This window comes from Aquiflexum sp. TKW24L (assembly GCF_023502205.1).
Classification (GTDB): Bacteria; Bacteroidota; Bacteroidia; order Cytophagales; family Cyclobacteriaceae; genus Cognataquiflexum.
In genome coordinates, this window is sequence record NZ_JAMFLG010000003.1 from 1 (window position 1) to 19,847 (window position 19,847).

At 41.1% G+C, this 19,847-nt stretch carries 13 protein-coding genes; 6 read left to right on the top strand and 7 right to left on the bottom strand.

Annotated features, from left to right (window positions below; genetic code table 11):
* Positions 1-165: 165 nt before the first annotated feature.
* The 3 genes from M3O96_RS02935 (at position 166) to M3O96_RS02945 (ending at position 3,715) form a co-directional block, all read left to right on the top strand.
* Positions 166-1,212: a LacI family DNA-binding transcriptional regulator gene (locus tag M3O96_RS02935; RefSeq protein WP_249718609.1), complete on the top strand. Its 1,047-nt coding sequence runs from the start codon at positions 166-168 to the stop codon at positions 1,210-1,212.
* A 78-nt stretch (positions 1,213-1,290) separates the two neighbouring features.
* Entirely contained in the window at positions 1,291-1,506 is a 216-nt protein-coding gene (locus M3O96_RS02940; RefSeq protein ID WP_249718610.1) for a hypothetical protein, read from the top strand.
* A 199-nt stretch (positions 1,507-1,705) separates the two neighbouring features.
* The gene (locus tag M3O96_RS02945) at positions 1,706-3,715 is read left to right on the top strand and encodes an alpha amylase C-terminal domain-containing protein (RefSeq protein WP_249718612.1); all 2,010 of its coding nucleotides are present in this window, start codon (positions 1,706-1,708) and stop codon (positions 3,713-3,715) included.
* 315 nt (positions 3,716-4,030) lie between these two features.
* Here M3O96_RS02945 and uxuA read toward each other — a convergent pair whose 3' ends face one another.
* The 3 genes from uxuA to uxaC form a co-directional block, all read right to left on the bottom strand.
* Positions 4,031-5,212, bottom strand: a complete 1,182-nt coding sequence (gene uxuA, locus M3O96_RS02950; RefSeq protein ID WP_249718614.1) for a mannonate dehydratase — start codon at positions 5,210-5,212, stop codon at positions 4,031-4,033.
* A 274-nt stretch (positions 5,213-5,486) separates the two neighbouring features.
* A complete protein-coding gene (locus M3O96_RS02955; protein ID WP_249718616.1) occupies positions 5,487-6,293 on the bottom strand; it encodes an SDR family oxidoreductase in 807 nt (268 codons plus the stop codon).
* Positions 6,294-6,304: 11 nt separating this feature from the next.
* Positions 6,305-7,735, bottom strand: coding sequence for a glucuronate isomerase (gene uxaC / locus M3O96_RS02960; RefSeq protein WP_249718619.1), 1,431 nt, complete (start codon positions 7,733-7,735; stop codon positions 6,305-6,307).
* A gap of 197 nt (positions 7,736-7,932) precedes the next feature.
* Between uxaC and M3O96_RS02965 the strand changes: the two genes are divergently transcribed.
* Entirely contained in the window at positions 7,933-8,946 is a 1,014-nt protein-coding gene (locus tag M3O96_RS02965) for a LacI family DNA-binding transcriptional regulator (RefSeq protein ID WP_249718621.1), read from the top strand.
* Between the two features lie 67 nt (positions 8,947-9,013).
* Here the strand turns inward: M3O96_RS02965 and M3O96_RS02970 are convergent, their stop codons facing one another.
* Entirely contained in the window at positions 9,014-10,369 is a 1,356-nt protein-coding gene (locus M3O96_RS02970; protein ID WP_249718623.1) for a Gfo/Idh/MocA family protein, read from the bottom strand.
* Positions 10,370-10,383: 14 nt separating this feature from the next.
* A complete protein-coding gene (locus tag M3O96_RS02975; RefSeq protein ID WP_249718625.1) occupies positions 10,384-11,766 on the bottom strand; it encodes a 3-keto-disaccharide hydrolase in 1,383 nt (460 codons plus the stop codon).
* Between the two features lie 318 nt (positions 11,767-12,084).
* Here M3O96_RS02975 and M3O96_RS02980 point away from each other — a divergent pair, with 318 nt between their 5' ends.
* Both M3O96_RS02980 and M3O96_RS02985 read left to right on the top strand, forming a co-directional pair.
* Positions 12,085-13,929 (top strand): glycoside hydrolase family 2 protein, encoded by a 1,845-nt coding sequence (locus M3O96_RS02980; protein ID WP_249718627.1) that lies wholly within the window; start codon positions 12,085-12,087, stop codon positions 13,927-13,929.
* A 266-nt stretch (positions 13,930-14,195) separates the two neighbouring features.
* Complete coding sequence (locus M3O96_RS02985; protein WP_249718629.1) at positions 14,196-15,017, top strand: maleylpyruvate isomerase N-terminal domain-containing protein; 822 nt, start codon at positions 14,196-14,198, stop codon at positions 15,015-15,017.
* A 271-nt stretch (positions 15,018-15,288) separates the two neighbouring features.
* Here M3O96_RS02985 and M3O96_RS02990 read toward each other — a convergent pair whose 3' ends face one another.
* Positions 15,289-16,701: an efflux transporter outer membrane subunit gene (locus M3O96_RS02990; RefSeq protein WP_249718630.1), complete on the bottom strand. Its 1,413-nt coding sequence runs from the start codon at positions 16,699-16,701 to the stop codon at positions 15,289-15,291.
* Positions 16,667-19,816, bottom strand: coding sequence for an efflux RND transporter permease subunit (locus M3O96_RS02995; protein ID WP_249718632.1), 3,150 nt, complete (start codon positions 19,814-19,816; stop codon positions 16,667-16,669). Before M3O96_RS02995 ends, M3O96_RS02990 begins: the two co-directional genes overlap by 35 nt.
* Positions 19,817-19,847 lie beyond the last annotated feature (31 nt).

Here is a 19,847-nt window from a genome sequence, read left to right on the forward strand (position 1 = left end):
TTAAAATCAATTTTTCAAATTTTGCTTTTTTCTATTTCCTGACTTTCTCAATCGAATGAAGTCAACCTTCATTTTTTACTTGAATTAAAACAAAAAAGAATTAATCAAGTAAGAAATAGGAATTAAACCCCAAAGACCTTATTATTAACGTAGTCCCAAATTAACATGTTAGAAAAGAAGAAATTAACTCTAAAAGATATTGCGAAAGAACTGAAAATATCAGTCTCAACTGCTTCTCGGGCTTTGAAAGAACATCCCGATATTGCCAAAGAAACCATTCGAGCTGTTAAAGAATATGCTGAGGCCCACCATTATGTTCCCAATTTTTTGGCTGTCAACTTTAGGAAAAGTAGAACGTTCAACATCGGCCTAATCGTACCTGAATTGGTTCATCATTTTTTTTCGACCGTCATCAGCGGTGCGATCGATGAAGCAAAAAAATGTGGTTATAATGTATTGGTTAGCCAATCGAACGACTTGCTCAAAGATGAGATTGTTGCCTGCCGCACCATGTTGGCATCAAGTGTAGATGGACTCTTGATTTCCATCTCCAATGAAACTTTGGAGGGGGATCATTTATTGGATTTCATTTCCGAAGGTAAACCCGTCATCCAATTTGATAAAATCACAGACCAACTAGACACTCCCAAAGTAACGGTAGACGATTTTGAAGGGGCCCACCACGCTGTATGCCATTTGATCGATCAAGGATACCGGCGGATCGCCCACCTCCGAGGAAGGGAAAATGTCAAAAATGCAAAAGAAAGATATGAAGGCTACCGAAAAGCATTGTCTGACCATCAGATGGAGTTTTCTGAAACTTGGGTAAAATCCTGTATCTCTATAAGTGAACAAGAGGGGTTTGATTTTGCAAAAGAACTGATGGAAAGTCCCAACCCTCCGGATGCATTTTTTTGTATTACAGACCTTGTGGCATTGGGTGTGATCAAGTACCTGAAGGAGAAGGGATATACCATACCGGATCAGGTCGGCGTCATGGGATTTAGTAATTGGAAACTGGCCGAAGTAGTAAGTCCCGGATTAAGTTCAGTGGACCAACATGGCTATGAAATGGGAATCAAGTCTATGAATATGCTAATTGAATTGATACAAAATCATGATGTGGAAACGCATGAAACATTTGAAATCAAAACCAAGTTGGTGGTAAGAGGCTCTTCCTTAAAAAACCTTGGCAAGGAAATATTCTCTTAACATTATTTTAAAGATTTTTTAATATAGTTTATCAAAAATTGAATTGAATGCTATATTTGTGTATTCAAAATTCAGATCATGGAGATTTTCTTCACCCTAGCCCTATTAACGATCATTTACTCTTTATTTTTTTTGTCTATTTACCCGGACAAATACCTTAAAAAAGTCAGTCATATTTCTGACCACAGGAATGTACCGGAGTACAGCAAATTCGCATTGAGCGGTCCGATATTTTTCTCTTTTTTGCTTGGTTATTCTTTGGCTGCCACCATGGTTTTTCTTTTTATCCTGTAAAATTACAGGGCCCTCTTGGCCAAGAGTCTTTTCCCATATGAGTCTAATTCCAAAAGTTTAATGAAACCCGGCTTTCAAATGAAAATGATTTCCTAATTGCCCGGACAAATAGGATGATGCTTTTTAATTTTTTAATGGTAAGACATTTGGTTTGCGGGTCGAATATTATTTAAATTAGAAAATTACTAATAGGTTTTTCGTGAACAATCCTGAAATTTTACAAATAATAAAGGACTCTCCCTGGCTTGAACCACATGCCTTGGATATCCAAGAAAGGTATGAAAGATACCTAGCCACAATCCAATTTATTAATTACGATTATGGTAGCCTTTTGGAGTTTGCAAGGGCGCATGAATATTATGGTATCCATTTCGATACTTTCAGAAGAGGGTGGGTTTATCGTGAATGGGCACCAAAAGCTTATAATCTTTTTTTGATGGGGGATTTCAATGGATGGAATAGGTATAGCCATCCCTTAAAAAAGGATCACAGAGGAGATTGGGAAATATTTTTACCGTATGAAGAATATAAGAATTCATTTGTACATCAAAGCAAAATAAAAATCCACGTCGAAGGAGAAAATGGGGCTTTGGACAGGATACCTGCTTATATAAGAAGGGTGATCCAAGATGAAGCCACGCATGATTTCACCGGTCAGCTTTGGTTTCCTGAAAACCAATTTAAATGGTCTGATCAAAGTTTTGATCCAACTCCAAACTTAAATCAACCACTCATTTATGAATGCCATGTCGGTATGGCCCAAGAAAAACTAGGGGTTGGTACCTATCTGGAATTCGCTGAAAATATCCTTCCCCGAATTAAAGCAGCAGGATATAATACCATTCAGATGATGGCGGTCATGGAGCATCCTTATTATGGTTCATTTGGCTATCATGTTTCCAATTTCTTTTGTCCTACATCTCGGTTTGGAACACCCGAAGAATTGAAGTTTTTGATCAATAAAGCCCATGAAATGGGAATTTCGGTGGTGATGGACCTCGTTCATTCGCATGCTGTCAAAAATGTGTTTGAAGGACTGAATAAATTTGATGGTTCTGAGCATCAGTACTTTCATCCCGGAGATAGGGGATATCACGAAGGTTGGGATTCTAAGCTTTTTGATTATGGTAAATTGGAAGTGAAACATTTCTTACTTTCAAATATCCGCTATTGGCTAGAAGAATTCCATTTTGACGGATTTAGATGGGATGGAGCTACGTCTATCATTTATATCCATCACGGTAACCTTTCATTTGATAACCTGAGTAAATACTTCGATGAAGGTGTTGACGTGGATGCAGTTATTTATCTCCAGTTGGCCAATAAATTGATTCATGATTTTTCCCAAAATGCTATTTCAATTGCCGAAGAAGTATCCGGGGTGCCGGGACTTTGCCGCAAAATCGAGGATGGAGGAATCGGATTTGATTACCGACTTGCTATGGGAATTCCGGATTTTTGGATCAAAACATTGAAACATCAACCAGATGAGCATTGGGACCTGTTCAATATGTGGCACGAGCTGAGCAACAGACCTGCCATTGAAAAAACTATCGCTTATGCTGAATCTCACGACCAAGCTTTGGTAGGGGATAAGTCCATCGCCTTTTGGCTGATGGACAAGGAAATGTACTCCAGCATGTCCAAGCTACAAAGCAGTCTCGTGGTAGATAGGGGAGTGGCATTGCATAAAATGATCCGGATGATTACCATTTCACTAGGTGGAGAAGGCTATCTCAATTTTATAGGTAATGAATTTGGGCATCCCGAATGGATTGATTTTCCTAGAGAAGGAAACGATTGGAGCTATCAATATGCAAGAAGACAATGGTCGCTTGTGGATACAGATCACCTTCGTTACCATGATTTGTTTGAATGGGACAAAGCTATGATCAAATTGGTTACTGATTATCAAGTTTTGGCATCACCACCAGCTAACCAACTACACTTGGATCCTGATAAAAAAATCCTTGTTTTTGAAAGGGCAGGGTTGATCTTCACATTTTGCTTCCACGTTTCGGAATCCTATTTTGGGTTTGAATTCAAAGTGCCAGAAAAAGGAAAGTATAAAATCATTTTGAACTCAGATCATAAAAAATTTGGGGGCTTTGAAAGGATCGATGGTGATCCAACTTATCCAACTGACAAGAAACAACAACTTCAGATTTATCTTCCCAACAGGACTTGTTTGATTTTCAAAAAGCAATAAAGGGGCATATAGCCCCTTTATTTTTATACAATAACGTCGTCAACTAAACTACAAGAAAATCCTTACTCTCCGTATGAGCAGAAAGGGATTCTGGGTCATTGTTATAATTTGTACAACGAACTAAAACCCCTAAAGTTGAATTAAATTTATTAATAGGTATCATTGTTTTTTTAATGGTTCTATATAAAAATGAGTTGGAGTTTGTTTGGATCAATTTTTTGGAATTAATGCCAAAGTTCCCATGTCTAGAAATAAAAGAAATGAAATTATCGATGAAATTGTGGGAAGATGACTTAATATAATCCTCTCTTTAGATCACTTTAATATTCCTGAATAGATCAACCCGGACTCTACACCCCTGATTTCTGCCAAACCCTTCAACCTTCCAATTGCGGTATATCCTGGATTGACAATTGGTTTTTGGATATCATCCAACATCTGATGTCCATGGTCAGGTCGCATGGGAATGGAAATTTGACGTTTCTGTTGAACCTTTAAAATCTGATGGATGACAGCTTCCATGGGAACGTCACCCGTCAAATGGTCATCTTCATAGAAGTTACCCTCAATATCCCTTCTTGTACTTCTGAGGTGGATAAAATGGATATGGTCTCCAAACGCTTCCACCATTGCGGGAAGGTCATTGTCAGCCCGGACACCGTAAGAACCGGTACAAAACGTAAAACCGTTGCTAGGACTTGCATTATCTGCAATAAGCCTTTTCATGTCTTTTGCGGTACTCATCACCCTCGGTAATCCAAACACATCAAATGGAGGGTCATCAGGATGGATCGCCATTTTGACTCCGTTTTTTTCGGCAATTGGAAGTATGGCATCCAAAAACAGTTGCAAGTTTCTCTCCAACTCTGCATGGCCAATTCCCTTGTAAGAGTCTAAAGCAGCTTGGAACTGCTCCATGGTATAGCCTTTTTCAGATCCGGGAAGACCCTTGAGGATATTGTCATTTACCCTTTTTAGGGTTTCGGCAGATGCATTTTCGAAAAAGTCTTTAGCCCGTTGGATTTCATTTGAAGTATATTCACTTTCTGCATCTTTTCTTTTTAACATATATAAATCAAAGGCAACAACTTCCTTTTTCTCAAACCGAAGGGCTTTGGCACCGTTGGGAAGTTTCCAAGCCAATTCGGTTCTGGTCCAATCAAGGATCGGCATAAAATTATAACAGACGATATGTATGCCTTCCGATGCAAGATTCTCTAAGGTGGTTTTGTAATTTTCTATGTTTCGAAGGAAGTCCCCTGACCTTGTTTTGATATTTTCATGGACTGGGACAGATTCTACCACGGACCAAGTCAGTCCGGCTGCTTCAATGAGATTTTTTCTGATGCTGATTTCCTCTTTTGTCCAAACTTCTCCATTTGGAATATGATGAAGGGCAGAGACGATTCCTGTGGCACCTGCCTGACGGATATCTGCCAGACTCACCGGATCTTTGGGACCATACCAACGCATGGTTTGCTCCATTTTATAGGCCATAGTATTTTGTTATAAGGGTTGTAGCGGTTGTAATGGTTGTAGGGGTTGTAATTGTTGTAGTGGTTGTAGTGGTTGGAAATGTTGTAGTGGTGGAAATGTTCTCAGGTTCTCAAGTTGTCTGCTGCGCGTTGTCAGGTTCTCGGGCTGTCTGCTGCGCGTTGTCAGGTGGCTTGGTACTTAATACTTTGTTCAATTAAGATTACTTCTTGCCTCTTTTTATTCTCAAATCTCACATCTTTCATCTTGAGTCTTTTGTCTTATGTCTAGCGTCTTTTTATACACCCGAATAAGCACCGAATCCACCATCCACAGCGACGATAGTCCCGGTTACAAATTTGGAAGCGTCAGAACATAGCCATTGAAGTGTACCCAAAAGATCCTCAGGTTTTCCAAATCTTGCCATCGGAGTGTGGGAGATTATCTGATTTCCTCTTGGGGTTAGGCTACCGTCTACTTCGGTGAGCAATGATCTGTTTTGCTCTGTCAAGAAGAATCCGGGAGCAATGGCATTGACCCGAAAGTCAGGCCCGTATTTGGTATTGAGCTCTACTGCCATCCATTTGGTGAGGTTATCGATGGCTGCCTTGGCTGAGGCATAACCCATCACTCTGGTCATCGGTCTGCTCGCCGCCATGGAAGAAATATTGATGACATTTCCTCGTCCATTAGGAAGCATTAATGGAATGAAGTGTTTGATCGGAATAAATGTGCCCTGATAATTCAAATCCATGACATTCTTCATGGCATCAACAGACAAATCACCAATGGTTTGATCTGGCCTCACGACTGCCCCCGGCATATTTCCTCCGGCAAGGTTAATGAGAATATCAACTGTTCCATATCTTGATTTGATCTGTCGGGCGGCAGCTTCCACTTGATTCTCTTTGGTCACATCCGCCAAAAAACCATCAGCCTTTCCGTTTTGGGATCTAATTTCGCTGATCAATTTTTCGACTTTTGATGCTGTCCTGCCAATAATCAAGACATATGCTCCTTCTTTTGCAAGGTGAAAAGCCATGGTCTCGCCCAATACTCCTGTGGCGCCGGTAATGATGATTTTTTTATCTGTGATATCAAACATGCTCTTTTGGGTTAATTGCCGAAATCAAAAAATTCGTTGGCATTGTGGTAACAGATATCGCTGATGATCTTTCCAATCCACTGCTCATCATTTGGTAACTCCCCATTTGCAATATCCCTTCCAAACAAGTTGCATAAAATCCTTCGGAAATATTCATGTCGAGGAAAGGAAAGAAAACTTCTGCTATCTGTAAGCATCCCGACAAAACAGGAAATCAAACCAATATTAGACAGGGAATTGATCTGTTTCTCCATGCCATCTTTCTGATCCAAAAACCACCAAGCCGACCCAAACTGGATTTTCCCTTTGACGCTTCCATCATTGAAATTTCCCGCCATGGTAGCGATTACTTCATTGTCAGAAGGATTGAGGTTATAGATGACGGTCTTAGCCAATTGGTCTGTTTTATCCAATTCATTGAGGAAACCGGATAGGGCAGAAGCCTGACTGAAATCCCCGATGGAATCAAATCCGGTATCAGGTCCCAATTTGGTAAGACTTCTTGTGTTGTTATTTCTCAAGGCACCCAAATGGAACTGTTGCACCCAACCTTTGGCATGGTACATTTTTCCCAATTCGATCAAGGTCCTGTATTTGAAAAATGAGATTTCCTCTTTTGTTAAAATTTGTGCGGTGATGGCTTTTTTGAATATGGTATCCAAATCCTGTTTTGAATCAGGTTCAAAATACAGACTCTCCAAGCCATGATCAGAAATCCTTCCACCCACTTGATGAAAAAAATCAATCCTGTTTTGAAGCGCAGCCAAAAGATCCGAGTAGGATTTGATGGAAATGGAACTGGCTTCTGAAAGCTTTTCGATGTAGCTGTGGTAGGTCAGTAAATTTTCTACCCCATAGGCTTTATCAGGTCGAAAAGCCGGTTTCATTTTTAAATCTTTTCCTTGTGATGCGAAATTCTGATGATGGAACAGGTTGTCTGTAGGATCGTCCGTGGTGCAGACCACCTTCACATTCATTTTAGACAACAAACTCTGGGTACTATAGTCAGGAGATTGAAGTTGACTGTTGGTCAGATCAAAGATTTCCCTGGCATTATTTGGGTTCAAGGTATCATGAACCCCAAAATACCTTAGCAACTCCAGATGTGTCCAATGATAGAGCGGATTTCGCATCGTGTAAGGAACAGCGTAGGACCATTTTTCAAACTTCTCCCGGTCACTCGCCTGTCCTGTGATGTAATGTTCTGAAATCCCCAAAGCCCGCATTGCCCGCCATTTATAGTGATCGCCTGCCAGCCAAATAGATGATATGTTGTCAAATATTTTATTGTTAGCAATTTGGTCAGGCGCTAAATGGTTATGGTAATCTATGATCGGTTGCTTCGCAGCATACTCATGGTATAAGATTTTAGAATACTTATTTTCCAGCAAAAAATCCTCGGTTATAAAAGATGTGTTTACATTAGAAATTGGCACATGCATAGAACAAGATGGTTACAAAATAAACGTCAATTTAAACCTTTAAAGAGAATTGCAATTAACCATAATTCAAATTTTGATGCAAACGATTTCGTGCCAAAGGGTCAATTTGAACTCCAAGATCAAAGATTTGTGATTATTTTGCTGATTGGCCAAAAGGATGGTTATATTAAATTCGAATTATTGGTTTGCAAAGAAAAATGGCCGAAGTCAACATCAAATACCTCGCTGAAAAACTGAAACTTTCGCCCTCGACAGTCTCAAGAGCGCTCAATGACAGTTATGAAATCAGTCAGCCTACCAAAGAGAGGGTCATTGCAATGGCCAAAGAGCTTAATTATCAGGCCAATCCATTTGCAAGAAGCCTAAGGGAACAGAAGAGTAACACCATTGCGGTCATTATTCCCGAAAGGATAAATAACTTTTTTAGCCAAGTGATAGACGGTATTGAAGAAATCACCCAAGAATATGGCTATCACCTTTTGGTCTACAGTACCCATGAAAATGTGGAGACGGAAAGGAAAATAGTCTCTTACCTTTTGAATGGTAGGGTGGATGCTATTGTGATGTCTGTTTCAAGTCAGACAAAGAAAATTGATCACCTTGAAACTGTCTTCGAAAAAGGCGTACCACTGATATTTTTTGACCGGATATGTCAGGAGATTGCTACTACCAAATTTATCAGCAATGATTATGAAAATGGATTCAAAGCAACCGTTCATCTCATCGAAAAGGGATGTAAAAAGATTTTCTTTTTGATGTTGTCTAAAGAAATATCCATAGGAAAAGAAAGGCTAAGAGGATACCTGGACGCTCTCAAAAAACACGGATTGTTATTTGAAGAAGAATGGATCATCCAATGCAGTCAATCTGAGGAAGCCAACATCAAATTGATTTCGGGATTACTATTTGGTATGGACAGGCCGGATGGAATATTGGCCTCAGTAGAAAAGTTGGCGATTGCGACCTATCATGCGGCAAGGGAAACGAAACTTGAAATGCCCAAAGACTTCAGGATGGTAAGTTTTTCCAACATGAAAATCGCAGGTTTATTGAAACCGTCATTGACTACCATTTCCCAACCTGCTTTTGAGATCGGTTCAGAAATAGCCAAACTCCTGATGAAAAAGCTGATTAAACCCAATCAGCCTGCATTTGAAGACAGGATTATTGTCATGCCTTCTCAGATTGAGTTAAGAGAATCATCAAGTTGAATACTTCCAACAAAAAACCCTACCGAAGATTTCCGATAGGGTAGTTTAATAGGTCTTAAAAGAGAAATTAGATTTTCAGTTTTGGTTCCCAGCCTTTTTCATATTGTCTTGACCATAGCGCCATTCCTTTTTTATTTTTTATGTGTCCGTTTGTAGGATCACATTCAAAATTTTCACCGATTCGATGGGAGATATTTGCCAAGTGGCACAGCAAGGTACTGACTGCGCCTTCATCGATTGTTGAGTTTTGTTTTTCTTTGCCTCTGATGGCTTCAAAGAAGTTCATCACATGGACTGTGGTCATGTCGCCACCACCACCAAGGTTTGTACTTCCTTCGACATTGCCCGTTTTCACTTCCTTGATTTGCTTGCCATTACGGTCATAAAGTCTGTATAATTCCCGGTTGACAAAAACGGAACCCTCAGAGCCATAGATGATTGTTCCTCTGTCGGAACCATAAGTGGCGTAGTTGTTCCTGCTTTTTCCATCCCATACAATAGTTTTGTCACCTTCAAATTTGAAAGTAGCAAGCATGGTATCATACATCGTCCATCCGTCGTTGACAAAATGGTATTTACCCGAATCTACGGTCACATGTTTGGGAAATTCTACCTGAAGTGCCCAGCGTGCGACATCCAACTCGTGGGTAGCATTATTACCTGTTTCGGCAGTGCCATAGTCCCAACCGTACCAATGCCAGTTATAGTCCCAGGTATTGTGTGTGTATTTTCTTCTTGGTGCCGGACCTTGAAACAGTTCCCAATCCAATCCTTCAGGCGGGTTTGCATCAGTCTGCAGTGGAACTTCGCCTCGGCCATTGATATAAAAAGCTACTGCTCTAAAAGGTTTACCAATGATGCCATTGTGGATTTGGTTGATAATTTCAATAGTATGGTCAGAAGAGCGCTGTTGGTTACCCATTTGGACTACCTTATTGTACTTGTTTTTGTAAGCAATCAGCAATTCACCTTCCCAAGGATTGTGGCTGCATGGTTTTTCTACATAAACATGTTTGCCTGCTTCCACAGCCATCCAAGTCCCAGGCGCATGCCAATGGTCCGGTGTCGCATTGATCAACACATCGACTTCCTTGTCCTCGATGACTTTTATGATGCTGTTTTCAAGTTTAGCTGTATAATCGATGTGCTTGGAAAAACTTGCGGCAGCCTTATCCCTTTGGGACTTCATGACATCGCACAGCGTCACAAGGCGGACGTTGCTTTTTGGCAAAGCAATCGGCTCGTAAAAAGCTCCCAATCTTCTTCCCAAACCTGCAATTGCGACATTGAGACGGTCATTGGCCCCAATGATGTTCCCGTAGCTTTTTGCTGAAAATCCCACTGCCCCCAAATAAGAAACTCCTGCTGTGGCCAAAGCTGTTTTCTTGAGGAATTCCCTCCGGTTGTTTTTGTTGTTTTCCATGGTTATTGGGTTTTTTACTTCAGTTCCTTGATTTTTATGTTTTTGAAATGTACTTCATTTCCGTGGTCTTGGATCAGGATATGACCTTCGGGAGCCTCACCAAAATTTTCCCATACTTTATACTTACTGATTGAGACCAATTTTTTGTACTCTTCAGAACCTCGGACATATTCTAGTACCTTGACACCGTTGAGATAGTGTTCGACTTTGTTGTCGGGATACACCACAACACGACCTTTGTTCCATTCTCCGGGTCCTTTCACAGGACTTACCTTCTTATCAGCCTTAATCAAGTCGTAGAGGGAAGCCAATGTCCTGTTTCCTTCAATTCCCATTTTGGCATCTGGATGGTTTTTATCATCCAAGATTTGGTATTCTAATCCGATTGCAGAACCGGAAGTCTGTTCATTTAAAGTCACGAAATACTTCAAACCGCTATTCGCCCCTTCGGTAAATTTGAAATCAAAAACCAAGTCAAAAGTGCTGTATTTGTCAACTGTCACAATGTCTCCAAAATTACTTGATTCCCCACCATCGGCACTTTCTACTCTTAAAATTCCATCTTGGATATGCCATCCTTTTTCCGGAAATGTCTCTTTGTTGGCACTTTTCCAACCATCAGCATTCTTTCCGTTAAATAGCAATTTCCATCCTTGGGCTTTTTCCAATTCAGTCAATTCATTCAGCCCTGTATTGACCACAAAAATTTCACTTGTGAATGGGGTAGGAGTCAGGTTTTCAGTTTTGATCCTTACATTTCTGAAATAGGTTTTATTTCCCTCATCCTCCGGTTTTTTTATACTGTGGACCTGAAGACCAATAAAACCTTTGGCATCCATGTCATCTACCACATAGGCAACTTCTTGTCCGTTTACCCATGTTTTAATTTCATTCCCAATGGCTTCAATTTTATAGGAATTCCATTCATTCAATTTGAAAGCAGACTTTGCAGCCGGATTCAGATCCAAAGGATAAATCCAACCTCTTCTTGCCTCATCGTACAAACCTCCAGACCATGCCCTGTCTGTCGGATCAGCCTCGATCTGATACCCAAAGACCAAACCTTTGCCATCTTTTCCCGCCGGATCAAATTGTCCCCTTGTCATGATGCCGGAGTTGGTCGACAAATCCTCTATTTTGAGATCAAGCTCCAAAACAAAATCCCCATATTCCTGCTCAGTCACCAAAAAAGTATTGGGAGTATTTGCTTTGGCGTAACCCACTATTTCGCCGTTTTCGATTTTGTATTCAGCCTCACCGCCTAGGGATTTCCAGCCTTCAAGGTTTTTACCATTGAATAAATCTGTCCAACCTTCCTCTGACTTATTTCCCTTTGGTTGACAAGAAAAAATTGTTGTTAAACATACTAGAAATAGAAATTGAATTGAGATTCTCATTATAAATTGGGGTTTGTTTCAGATACCAAAGTCCTTAAAAACGAGTTCATTTTCAAGGTTGGAGAGTTTTAAATTACGCAATCGATTTCGAGTTCGGATTTTTTCTAATTTAAGGTAGTCAAGGTAAAAAATTCCAAAAGAATTAAATTATTAGACTTGACAGGTGGAAGAAAGCTTGTTTAAGCCTGAACTTAAAAATGAAGAAATTCTAATCTTTTATCCTTTTCGCCTTTAAGCATTTCTTTCTTTCGGATTGGCTTAGTTTCCATTATATTGAAGATTATATCAATTGAATTCAATCTCCCAAAAATAAAACCCATGAAAACCAAAACCTTAAAATACTTCTCGATCGTCCTGAGCTTCCTCCTTGGAACATATTCTATTTCTTTTGCGCAGCAGATCAATACCAAACCAATTCTTTCTCCTTGGGCTGAAAATGTAGACAAAACCTTACCGCATCCCGAATATCCGAGGCCACAAATGGTCAGAGACAATTGGAAGAATTTAAATGGTCAGTGGGATTATGCCATTCAGGAAAAAGGAAAAGCGGCTCCCTTATCATTTGATGGAAAGATCACAGTTCCTTTTCCTGTGGAATCTTACCTGTCTGGCGTGGCCAAATCAGTAGGAGCTGAGAAAGAACTGTGGTATAACAAAGTCATTCAGGTTTCCAATTCCGAAAGAAAAGGAAAGGTACTGTTGCATTTTGGAGCTGTAGATTGGGAGTCGGAAGTTTTTGTAAACGGAAAATCAGTAGGAAAACATCAGGGAGGTTATGACCCTTTTTCCTATGATATCACTGATTTCCTGGGCAAAAGCGTAGATCAGAAAATCACAGTGCGGGTTTGGGACCCAAGCGATAAAGGCCCTCAGCCACGCGGGAAGCAAGTCAACCAACCAAGAAGTATCTGGTACACGCCGGTGACTGGGATATGGCAGACTGTTTGGGTGGAATTTGTGCCAAACTCCTATATCAGCCATGTCAAAACCACACCTGATTGGGATAAAGGAGCTTTTATATTTTCTATAAATGCCATCACTTCAGACCCAACATTGACCTACACCATCGTTGCGATGGACAAAGGCTCCAAAGTGGCTGAAAGCTCAGGGAGCTTTGGGAAAGAAACAGCCCTTAAAATCCCCAATCCAATCAGTTGGTCATTGGAGAATCCCCATTTATATGACTTTGAAATCAGCCTGCTAAAGGGAAAAAAGGTCATTGACAAGGTAACTTCTTATGGAGCATTGAGAAAAGTATCCATCGTCACCGACGCCAAGGGAATGCAACGGTTTTCGCTGAATGACAAACAGATTTTCCATTATGGACCTTTGGATCAAGGTTGGTGGCCTGACGGATTATATACCGCGCCTACGGACGAGGCTTTAGCTTTTGACATCATCAAAACAAAGGAAATGGGCTTCAACATGATCAGAAAACATGTCAAAGTTGAGCCGGCACGCTGGTATTATCATTGTGACAAGCTGGGTATCATGGTTTGGCAGGACATGCCGAGTGGTGATATGGGAAATAGATGGGAACAAAAGCTAGGGGTCATCGGAAAAGGAACCGACAGGGAGAGAACACCTGAATCAGAAGCCATTTTCAAAAACGAATGGAAAGCCATCATCGATGCCAATTACAACTTTCCTTCCATCGTGGTTTGGGTTCCTTTCAATGAGGCTTGGGGACAGTTCAAAACCCATGAGATTTCCAACTGGACCAAGGCGTATGACCCCTCGAGGTTGGTCAACAGTGCAAGTGGCGGGAATTTTGAGTTGAAAGGCGCAAAAATCGCTGGCGATATCTTGGATATTCACAACTATCCGGATCCTGTGATGCCTTCTCCAGAGTTATTTGGAAAAATTCAGATTTTGGTTTTAGGGGAATTTGGGGGATTGGGATTACCGGTAGAAGGAAATACTTGGCAGGAAAAAGACAATTGGGGATACCAGAGTTTCAAGTCTAAGGAAGAATTGTTGGCGAGGTATCAAATTCTGATGAGAGACTTGAAAGATTTGATTCCAATGGGTTTGGCAGCAGCTGTCTACACCCAAACGACCGATGTCGAAATAGAGACAAACGGGATTATGACTTATGATAGGAAAGTCATCAAGATGCCGATTGATGTTTTGAAGAAGTTGCATGGGGAGTTGTATAAATAATTTAATATGGTTATCCGTTTCTTTGCCAGTAACCCTATGTTATTCTTCAAGCGTGACGGAAGACCGAAGTACCGGGCATTTCAGTTTGGAGGCAAGATTTAATGTAGATAACCAATCTACAGGCATCATTGCGGACATACATTAATTTTATTCACTAGAATTAAATCAACCTAAGTATGAATCCATTTTCCTATCCATTAATTTTAATCAAATTTCAATCAGATTAAAGCTATTTTTGTTACCAATCCATTGTAAAACAATCGATTATGATTGAAGTAAAGCATTTGTTTCATGAATTGGATATTCTTCTTATTGACTTACTCAAAAGTCTGGAGGATTCTGGTTGGGACAAACCTACTTCAGCCAAACTTTGGACTGTGAAAGATGTTGCATCGCACTTATTGGACACAAATCTTCGGACATTGAGTATCCAAAGAGATGGCCATTTTGGAGAAAAACATCTCAAAATCAATGGTCATGAGGAATTGGTTTCATGGCTTAACCAATTGAATGCTGATTGGATCAAAGCCACCAAAAGATTGAGCCCAAATGTATTGATTACATTTTTGGAATGCACGGGAAAAGAAGTCTCGGATTATTATGTGGACCTTCCGGATATGGAAAAAGCAATTTTCTCCGTTGCCTGGGCAGGGGAGGAGACAAGTTTGAATTGGATGCATCTCGCTAGGGAATACACCGAAAAATGGCATCACCAACAACAAATCCGTGACGCAGTTGGCAAAGAGGGACTTTTGGAAAAGAGATTTTTTGAACCCTTGATGGATACTTTCATGATGGCTTTGCCTTTTACTTTTGCCAAAGAAAATGCAGCAAATGGCACCGTTATAGAAGTCAAGATTATCGGAGAGTTTTCAAAATCCTGGTTTCTCGAAAAGTCCGAACATCATTGGAAATTATTCGATCAGGTAAATAAACCTCCAACTACAATTGTCCAATTGGAAGACAAAATCGCTTGGAAACTATTTTGCAAAAACCTTCGGCCCGATGAGATTATGGGACAGGTGAGTATTTCAGGGGAGATCAATTTAGGAAGAAGAGTTCTTGATATGGTGCCAGTTATGGCTTGACAAATCCAATTAAAGCTCAGTACCAATGATATGAATCTCCGAGCTTGTCGAAGGGGAAATTTCCATTTCTGTCATTTGTAGTGTAGGGAAGAGTCTCTTTTATTCTGAGATCTTTCATCCTTCCCGAATTAAACGGGACTGCCTGTACCTCGGATTCAAGATGACGCAACAACCGTCATTCCTTTTCCGAACATTTTAAAATGTTGGGGACTCAGCATGACGCGAAACCAATCGTCATTACAAAAAGTAAAAAGGAAGTGGCCGGAGAATCCTACCAACCACCTCCCAATGCCTTATACAACCGTACTGTTGAAATCAATTGGTTTTGCAGCGCCAAGGATTTTTCATATTCTGAATTGAAATATTCGCGCTCTGCGTCTAATACTTGGAGAAATGAGGTATAGCCATTGTCATAAAGGGCTTTGGATAACATCAATGATTTTTCTGTTGCATAGACCTGCGTTTGTCTAGCACCAAATTCATTGCTGTATGTCCGGATTTCTGCCAAAGAATTCTCAACCTCAGCAAAAGCAGTTAAAATGGTCTTTTCGTATTGAAAGCTAAGTTGTGTTGCTCTAGCTCTTTCGGCCTCAACCCGTCTTTTGTTTTGACCAAATCGGAAAAAAGGTCCTGCTAACTGACCTGAAATAGATCCCAAAAAGGCCTGACTTCCAAACAAGGTCGAAATCTGTGGACTCGCAACTCCAAATAAAGCTGTCAAACTCAGTGAAGGAAACCGCAATGCGACTGCTACCCCAATGCGCTCGGTTTGAGCAATCAACTGCTGTTCGGCTAATTTTATATCCGGCCTTCTTTCAAGCAATTCAGATGGTAACCCGCTTGGGATTTCTAAAGGCAATTGCTGTTGGTTGTTTTCCAAGCCCCTGTTTATTGGTAAATATGTTCTGCCAAGAAGCACATTCATGGCATTTTCGGTCCGGATAATATCTCTTTCTAAGCTGTATATCTGGGCCTTGGCCGATGCGGCTATTTGCTCGGCTTGAAGTTTATCCAATTCAGAAACATTTCCTTTTTCAAATCTCGCGGTGATGATATCCAAATATTCGAGCCGGGTTTCATACGCCCTTTGGGATATAAATAATCTCTCATCCAAGCCTCTAAGCTGGAAATAAAGTTCAGCTACTTGCGCCACCAAGCTGATATAAACTGATTTTCTAGACTCCTCAGTTGCCATCAACTCAGCATAAGCAGCACGGTTGGCATGACGGAGTTTTCCCCAAAGGTCAATTTCCCAGGAAACATTCCCCAAAAGTCCCACCATATTTGGTGAAAAAGTCACACCTGCCTGATCGGATAAATTTCTGAATTCGGAGGCCCTTCCCGTAGCACTATAATCGAGGAAAGGATAGAGATTGGCTTTGTTATATCCCAAAACAGCTTTAGCCTCTTCCACCCTGTAAACTGCGCTCATCAAATCCAAGTTTGAATCAATTGCTGTCTGAATCAGACTTTGCAAAAGGCTATCCTGGTACACTTCCCACCATTTTAGATTGGTGACCTCATTGGTCTGAATAGGTGATTGGATATAGGTTTCTTGCTGTTGGATGTCAGGCCTGCTATACCTCGGACCAACCGCACAGCCCGAAAAAACCAACATTACAATTACAAGGTAGTGGATATACTTCATTTCAATGAGTCGGTTCTGAGGTTGAAAGAGGTTCATTTGGTTTTTTCTTTTTTGATCCTATGCTTTCGATGAGCACATATAATCCCGGAACCACGATCACCCCGATGATGGTGGCTATCAAAGTTCCACTGAAAACTGCCATGCCCATTACTTTGCGGGCTTCTGAACCTGCTCCTGAAGCTGTCAACAAAGGCACAACGCCAAGCATAAAGGCAAGAGATGTCATCAAGATTGGCCTTAACCTAAGCTTGGCTGCTTTGAGTGCAGCATCTAATAGCGGTGTTCCGGCTTCATATTCCATTTTGGCAAATTCTACTATGAGGATGGCATTTTTGGCTGTTAGGCCAATCAACATGACCAATCCAATCTGGGAAAAAACATTGTTGACATAACTTGTGCTCCATAATCCTCCCATCCAAAGACCGAGGTATGCTCCGAAAATCGCAGCAGGCACTCCCAGCAAAACGCTAAAGGGCAATTTCCAGCTTTCATATTGCGCAGCAAGGATCAAAAACACAAAAATCAAGGCCATCAAAAACATGGTTCCTCCGGTGCCTTCAGCTGCTTTTTCCTGATAAGACATGTTGCTCCAGGCAATGCTGAGTTCTTTTGGAAGTCCGGCTGCCACTTCTTCCAATGCGTTGATGGCTTGTATGGAACTGTATCCTTCCTTCGGAGCGCCTGAGATTTCCGCTGCGCGGTACATGTTAAACCTGTTGGTGTTTGCCGGACCGGTAATGTCTTCTACCGTGGTAAATGTGCCCAGCGGGATGATTTCACCTGACTTGCTCCTCACATAATATTTGCTCAGGTCCGAAGGCTGAAGTCTGTCCTCGCCTTCAGCTTGGACAAAAACCTTATATTGTCTACCAAACCTGTTGAAATCATTGAGATAAGCACTTCCCAAGTAAGTCGACACTGTACTTGTTATTTCTGCAAGGTCAATCCCGAGTTTCTCCGCTTTATCATAATCTATCAAAATTTTCTTTTGAGGTACATTGGATCGGAAAAGTGTAAATACATTCCCGATTTCGGGACGTTTTCTTGCTTCGGCGATAAAAAGCTGGGCTTGCTCGTCCAAGAACTGTGGGGTATTCCCGGACCTGTCCTGAAGCTGAAGGGTAAAACCTGCAGAAGTTCCAAGGCCCTCAATCGGCGGTGGACCAAAGGCAATTGCGGATGCTTCAGAAACGATATTGCGGAAAGCTAGATTTGTCTCCGCAATCAATTGTTTGGAAGTTCGCTTTCTCTCATCCCAGGGTTTCAATGAAATGAATACAAAGGCATTGTTGGTAGAATAAGAACCTGTGATCAAACTGAAACCCAAGACCATGGTGGAATACTCTATTTCCTCATATTGGGCAAGGATATTTTCTACTTTGGCGGCAACTTCATCAGTACGCTCGAGAGAAGCGGCATCTGGCAGTTGAATGTTTACCAAGTAATATCCTTCATCTTCTTCAGGAACAAATCCTCCGGGAATATCCTTTCCAATGATCAGGGCAAATACCATGACTATACCAATAATAATTGCAGAGCGGATAGATTTTCTTGCTACGATTGCGGCAACACCTGTATATCCTAAAGTGAATCTGTCAAATACCCGATTAAAACCATTGAAGAACCTTTGTAACCCACTATTCGATTCTTTCTTTGGTTTCAAAAGTAAAGCACAAAGAGCAGGGCTTAAAGTCAATGCATTGAAAGCAGAAAACAAAACAGAAATGGCAATGGTGATGGCAAATTGCTGGTAAAGACGTCCTGTAATACCTCCTGCAAATGCGACTGGAACAAAAACAGCAGCAAGAATCAGCGCAATGGCGATTACCGGACCACCTACTTCCTTCATGGCTTTTTGTGTAGCCTCTTTGGGTTTCATACCATGTTCGATGTTGTGCATGACCGCCTCCACGACCACAATGGCATCATCAACCACGAGCCCGATGGCCAAAACCAAACCGAGCAAAGACAAAACATTGACAGAAAAACCCAGCATTGGGAAAATGATGAATGTTCCTATCAATGAAACCGGTACCGTCAGCAATGGAATCAAAGTTGCCCTCCAATCTTGCAGGAATAAAAAAACGACTAAAATTACCAAAAAGACCGCCTCAAAAAGGGTATGAATAATCTCTTCGATGCCCACTGAAATCGCTCGGGTAGTATTTAAAGAAATGTCATATTTGAGGTCATCAGGAAAAATGTTCACCAATTCATTCATTGTCTTTTGGACTTCTTCCGATACCTCCAAGGCATTAGAACCGGGTATTTGGAACACAACAATAGTCGCTGCCGGATTTGCATTTAATCTGCTAGAGGAACTGTAATTGTCCAGACCTAATTCAATTCTGCTGATATCTTTCAGTCTGACAATTGATCCTTTGTCATCCGATTTGACAATGATATTTCCAAATTCCTCCTCTGTCACCAACCTTTCCTGCAGCGTAACGGTGTAGGTATATTCGACACCGGGAGGGGAGGGGGCAGCTCCGAATTTTCCTCCGGGAGAGATTGCATTTTGCTTTCTTACCGCATTGGAAACATCATTCACTGTCAGGTTAAGCTTGGTAAGCTGATCAGGATTGAGCCAGATACGCATAGAATAATCTGCACCTCCAAATAAAAATACATCTCCGACACCGCGAAGTCGCTTGAGCTGATCAACAATATTGATGTTGGCAAAATTGTTGAGAAAAGGCCCATCATAGGTTTTGTTGGGTGAGGAAAGTGATACCAGCATCAAAGGAAAAACCAGCGATTTTTTGGTTGTCACACCGAAATTCTTGACTTCATTGGGCATTTTTGCTGTTGCCTGAGAAACCCTGTTTTGGGTGAGCATATTGGCATTGTCAAGATCAGTACCCACCTCAAAAGAGACCTGTAAGGTCAGAGACCCATCGGCGGCATTGATAGACTTCATATACAGCATGTTTTCGACGCCGTTTACCTGCTGCTCAATCGGTGTTGCCACTGCCTGTTCAACATTGACAGCATTGGCACCGGTAAAATTGGTGGTCACTTGGACCATCGGAGGTGTGATGTCAGGGTATTTGGAAACAGGAATTCCCCTTAAAGTAATTAGGCCAATGATGATCATCAAGATCGAAATCACCATGGCAACTATTGGCCTACGTATGAAAAATTCACTCATAAAAACTTGGTGTCAGGTAGAGGTTTTAATT

Excerpts from the sequence above, each read along its gene's own strand:
- M3O96_RS02975 (WP_249718625.1), bottom strand. The coding sequence starts at position 11,766 with ATGAGAATCTCAATTCAATTTCTATTTCTAGTATGTTTAACAACAATT.
- uxuA (WP_249718614.1), bottom strand. The coding sequence starts at position 5,212 with ATGGCCTATAAAATGGAGCAAACCATGCGTTGGTATGGTCCCAAAGAT.
- M3O96_RS02980 (WP_249718627.1), top strand. The coding sequence starts at position 12,085 with ATGAAAACCAAAACCTTAAAATACTTCTCGATCGTCCTGAGCTTCCTC.
- M3O96_RS02970 (WP_249718623.1), bottom strand. The coding sequence starts at position 10,369 with ATGGAAAACAACAAAAACAACCGGAGGGAATTCCTCAAGAAAACAGCT.
- M3O96_RS02985 (WP_249718629.1), top strand. The coding sequence starts at position 14,196 with ATGATTGAAGTAAAGCATTTGTTTCATGAATTGGATATTCTTCTTATT.
- M3O96_RS02965 (WP_249718621.1), top strand. The coding sequence starts at position 7,933 with ATGGCCGAAGTCAACATCAAATACCTCGCTGAAAAACTGAAACTTTCG.
- M3O96_RS02990 (WP_249718630.1), bottom strand. The coding sequence starts at position 16,701 with ATGAACCTCTTTCAACCTCAGAACCGACTCATTGAAATGAAGTATATC.
- uxaC (WP_249718619.1), bottom strand. The coding sequence starts at position 7,735 with ATGCATGTGCCAATTTCTAATGTAAACACATCTTTTATAACCGAGGAT.
- M3O96_RS02940 (WP_249718610.1), top strand. The coding sequence starts at position 1,291 with ATGGAGATTTTCTTCACCCTAGCCCTATTAACGATCATTTACTCTTTA.
- M3O96_RS02935 (WP_249718609.1), top strand. The coding sequence starts at position 166 with ATGTTAGAAAAGAAGAAATTAACTCTAAAAGATATTGCGAAAGAACTG.
- M3O96_RS02995 (WP_249718632.1), bottom strand. The coding sequence starts at position 19,816 with ATGAGTGAATTTTTCATACGTAGGCCAATAGTTGCCATGGTGATTTCG.
- M3O96_RS02955 (WP_249718616.1), bottom strand. The coding sequence starts at position 6,293 with ATGTTTGATATCACAGATAAAAAAATCATCATTACCGGCGCCACAGGA.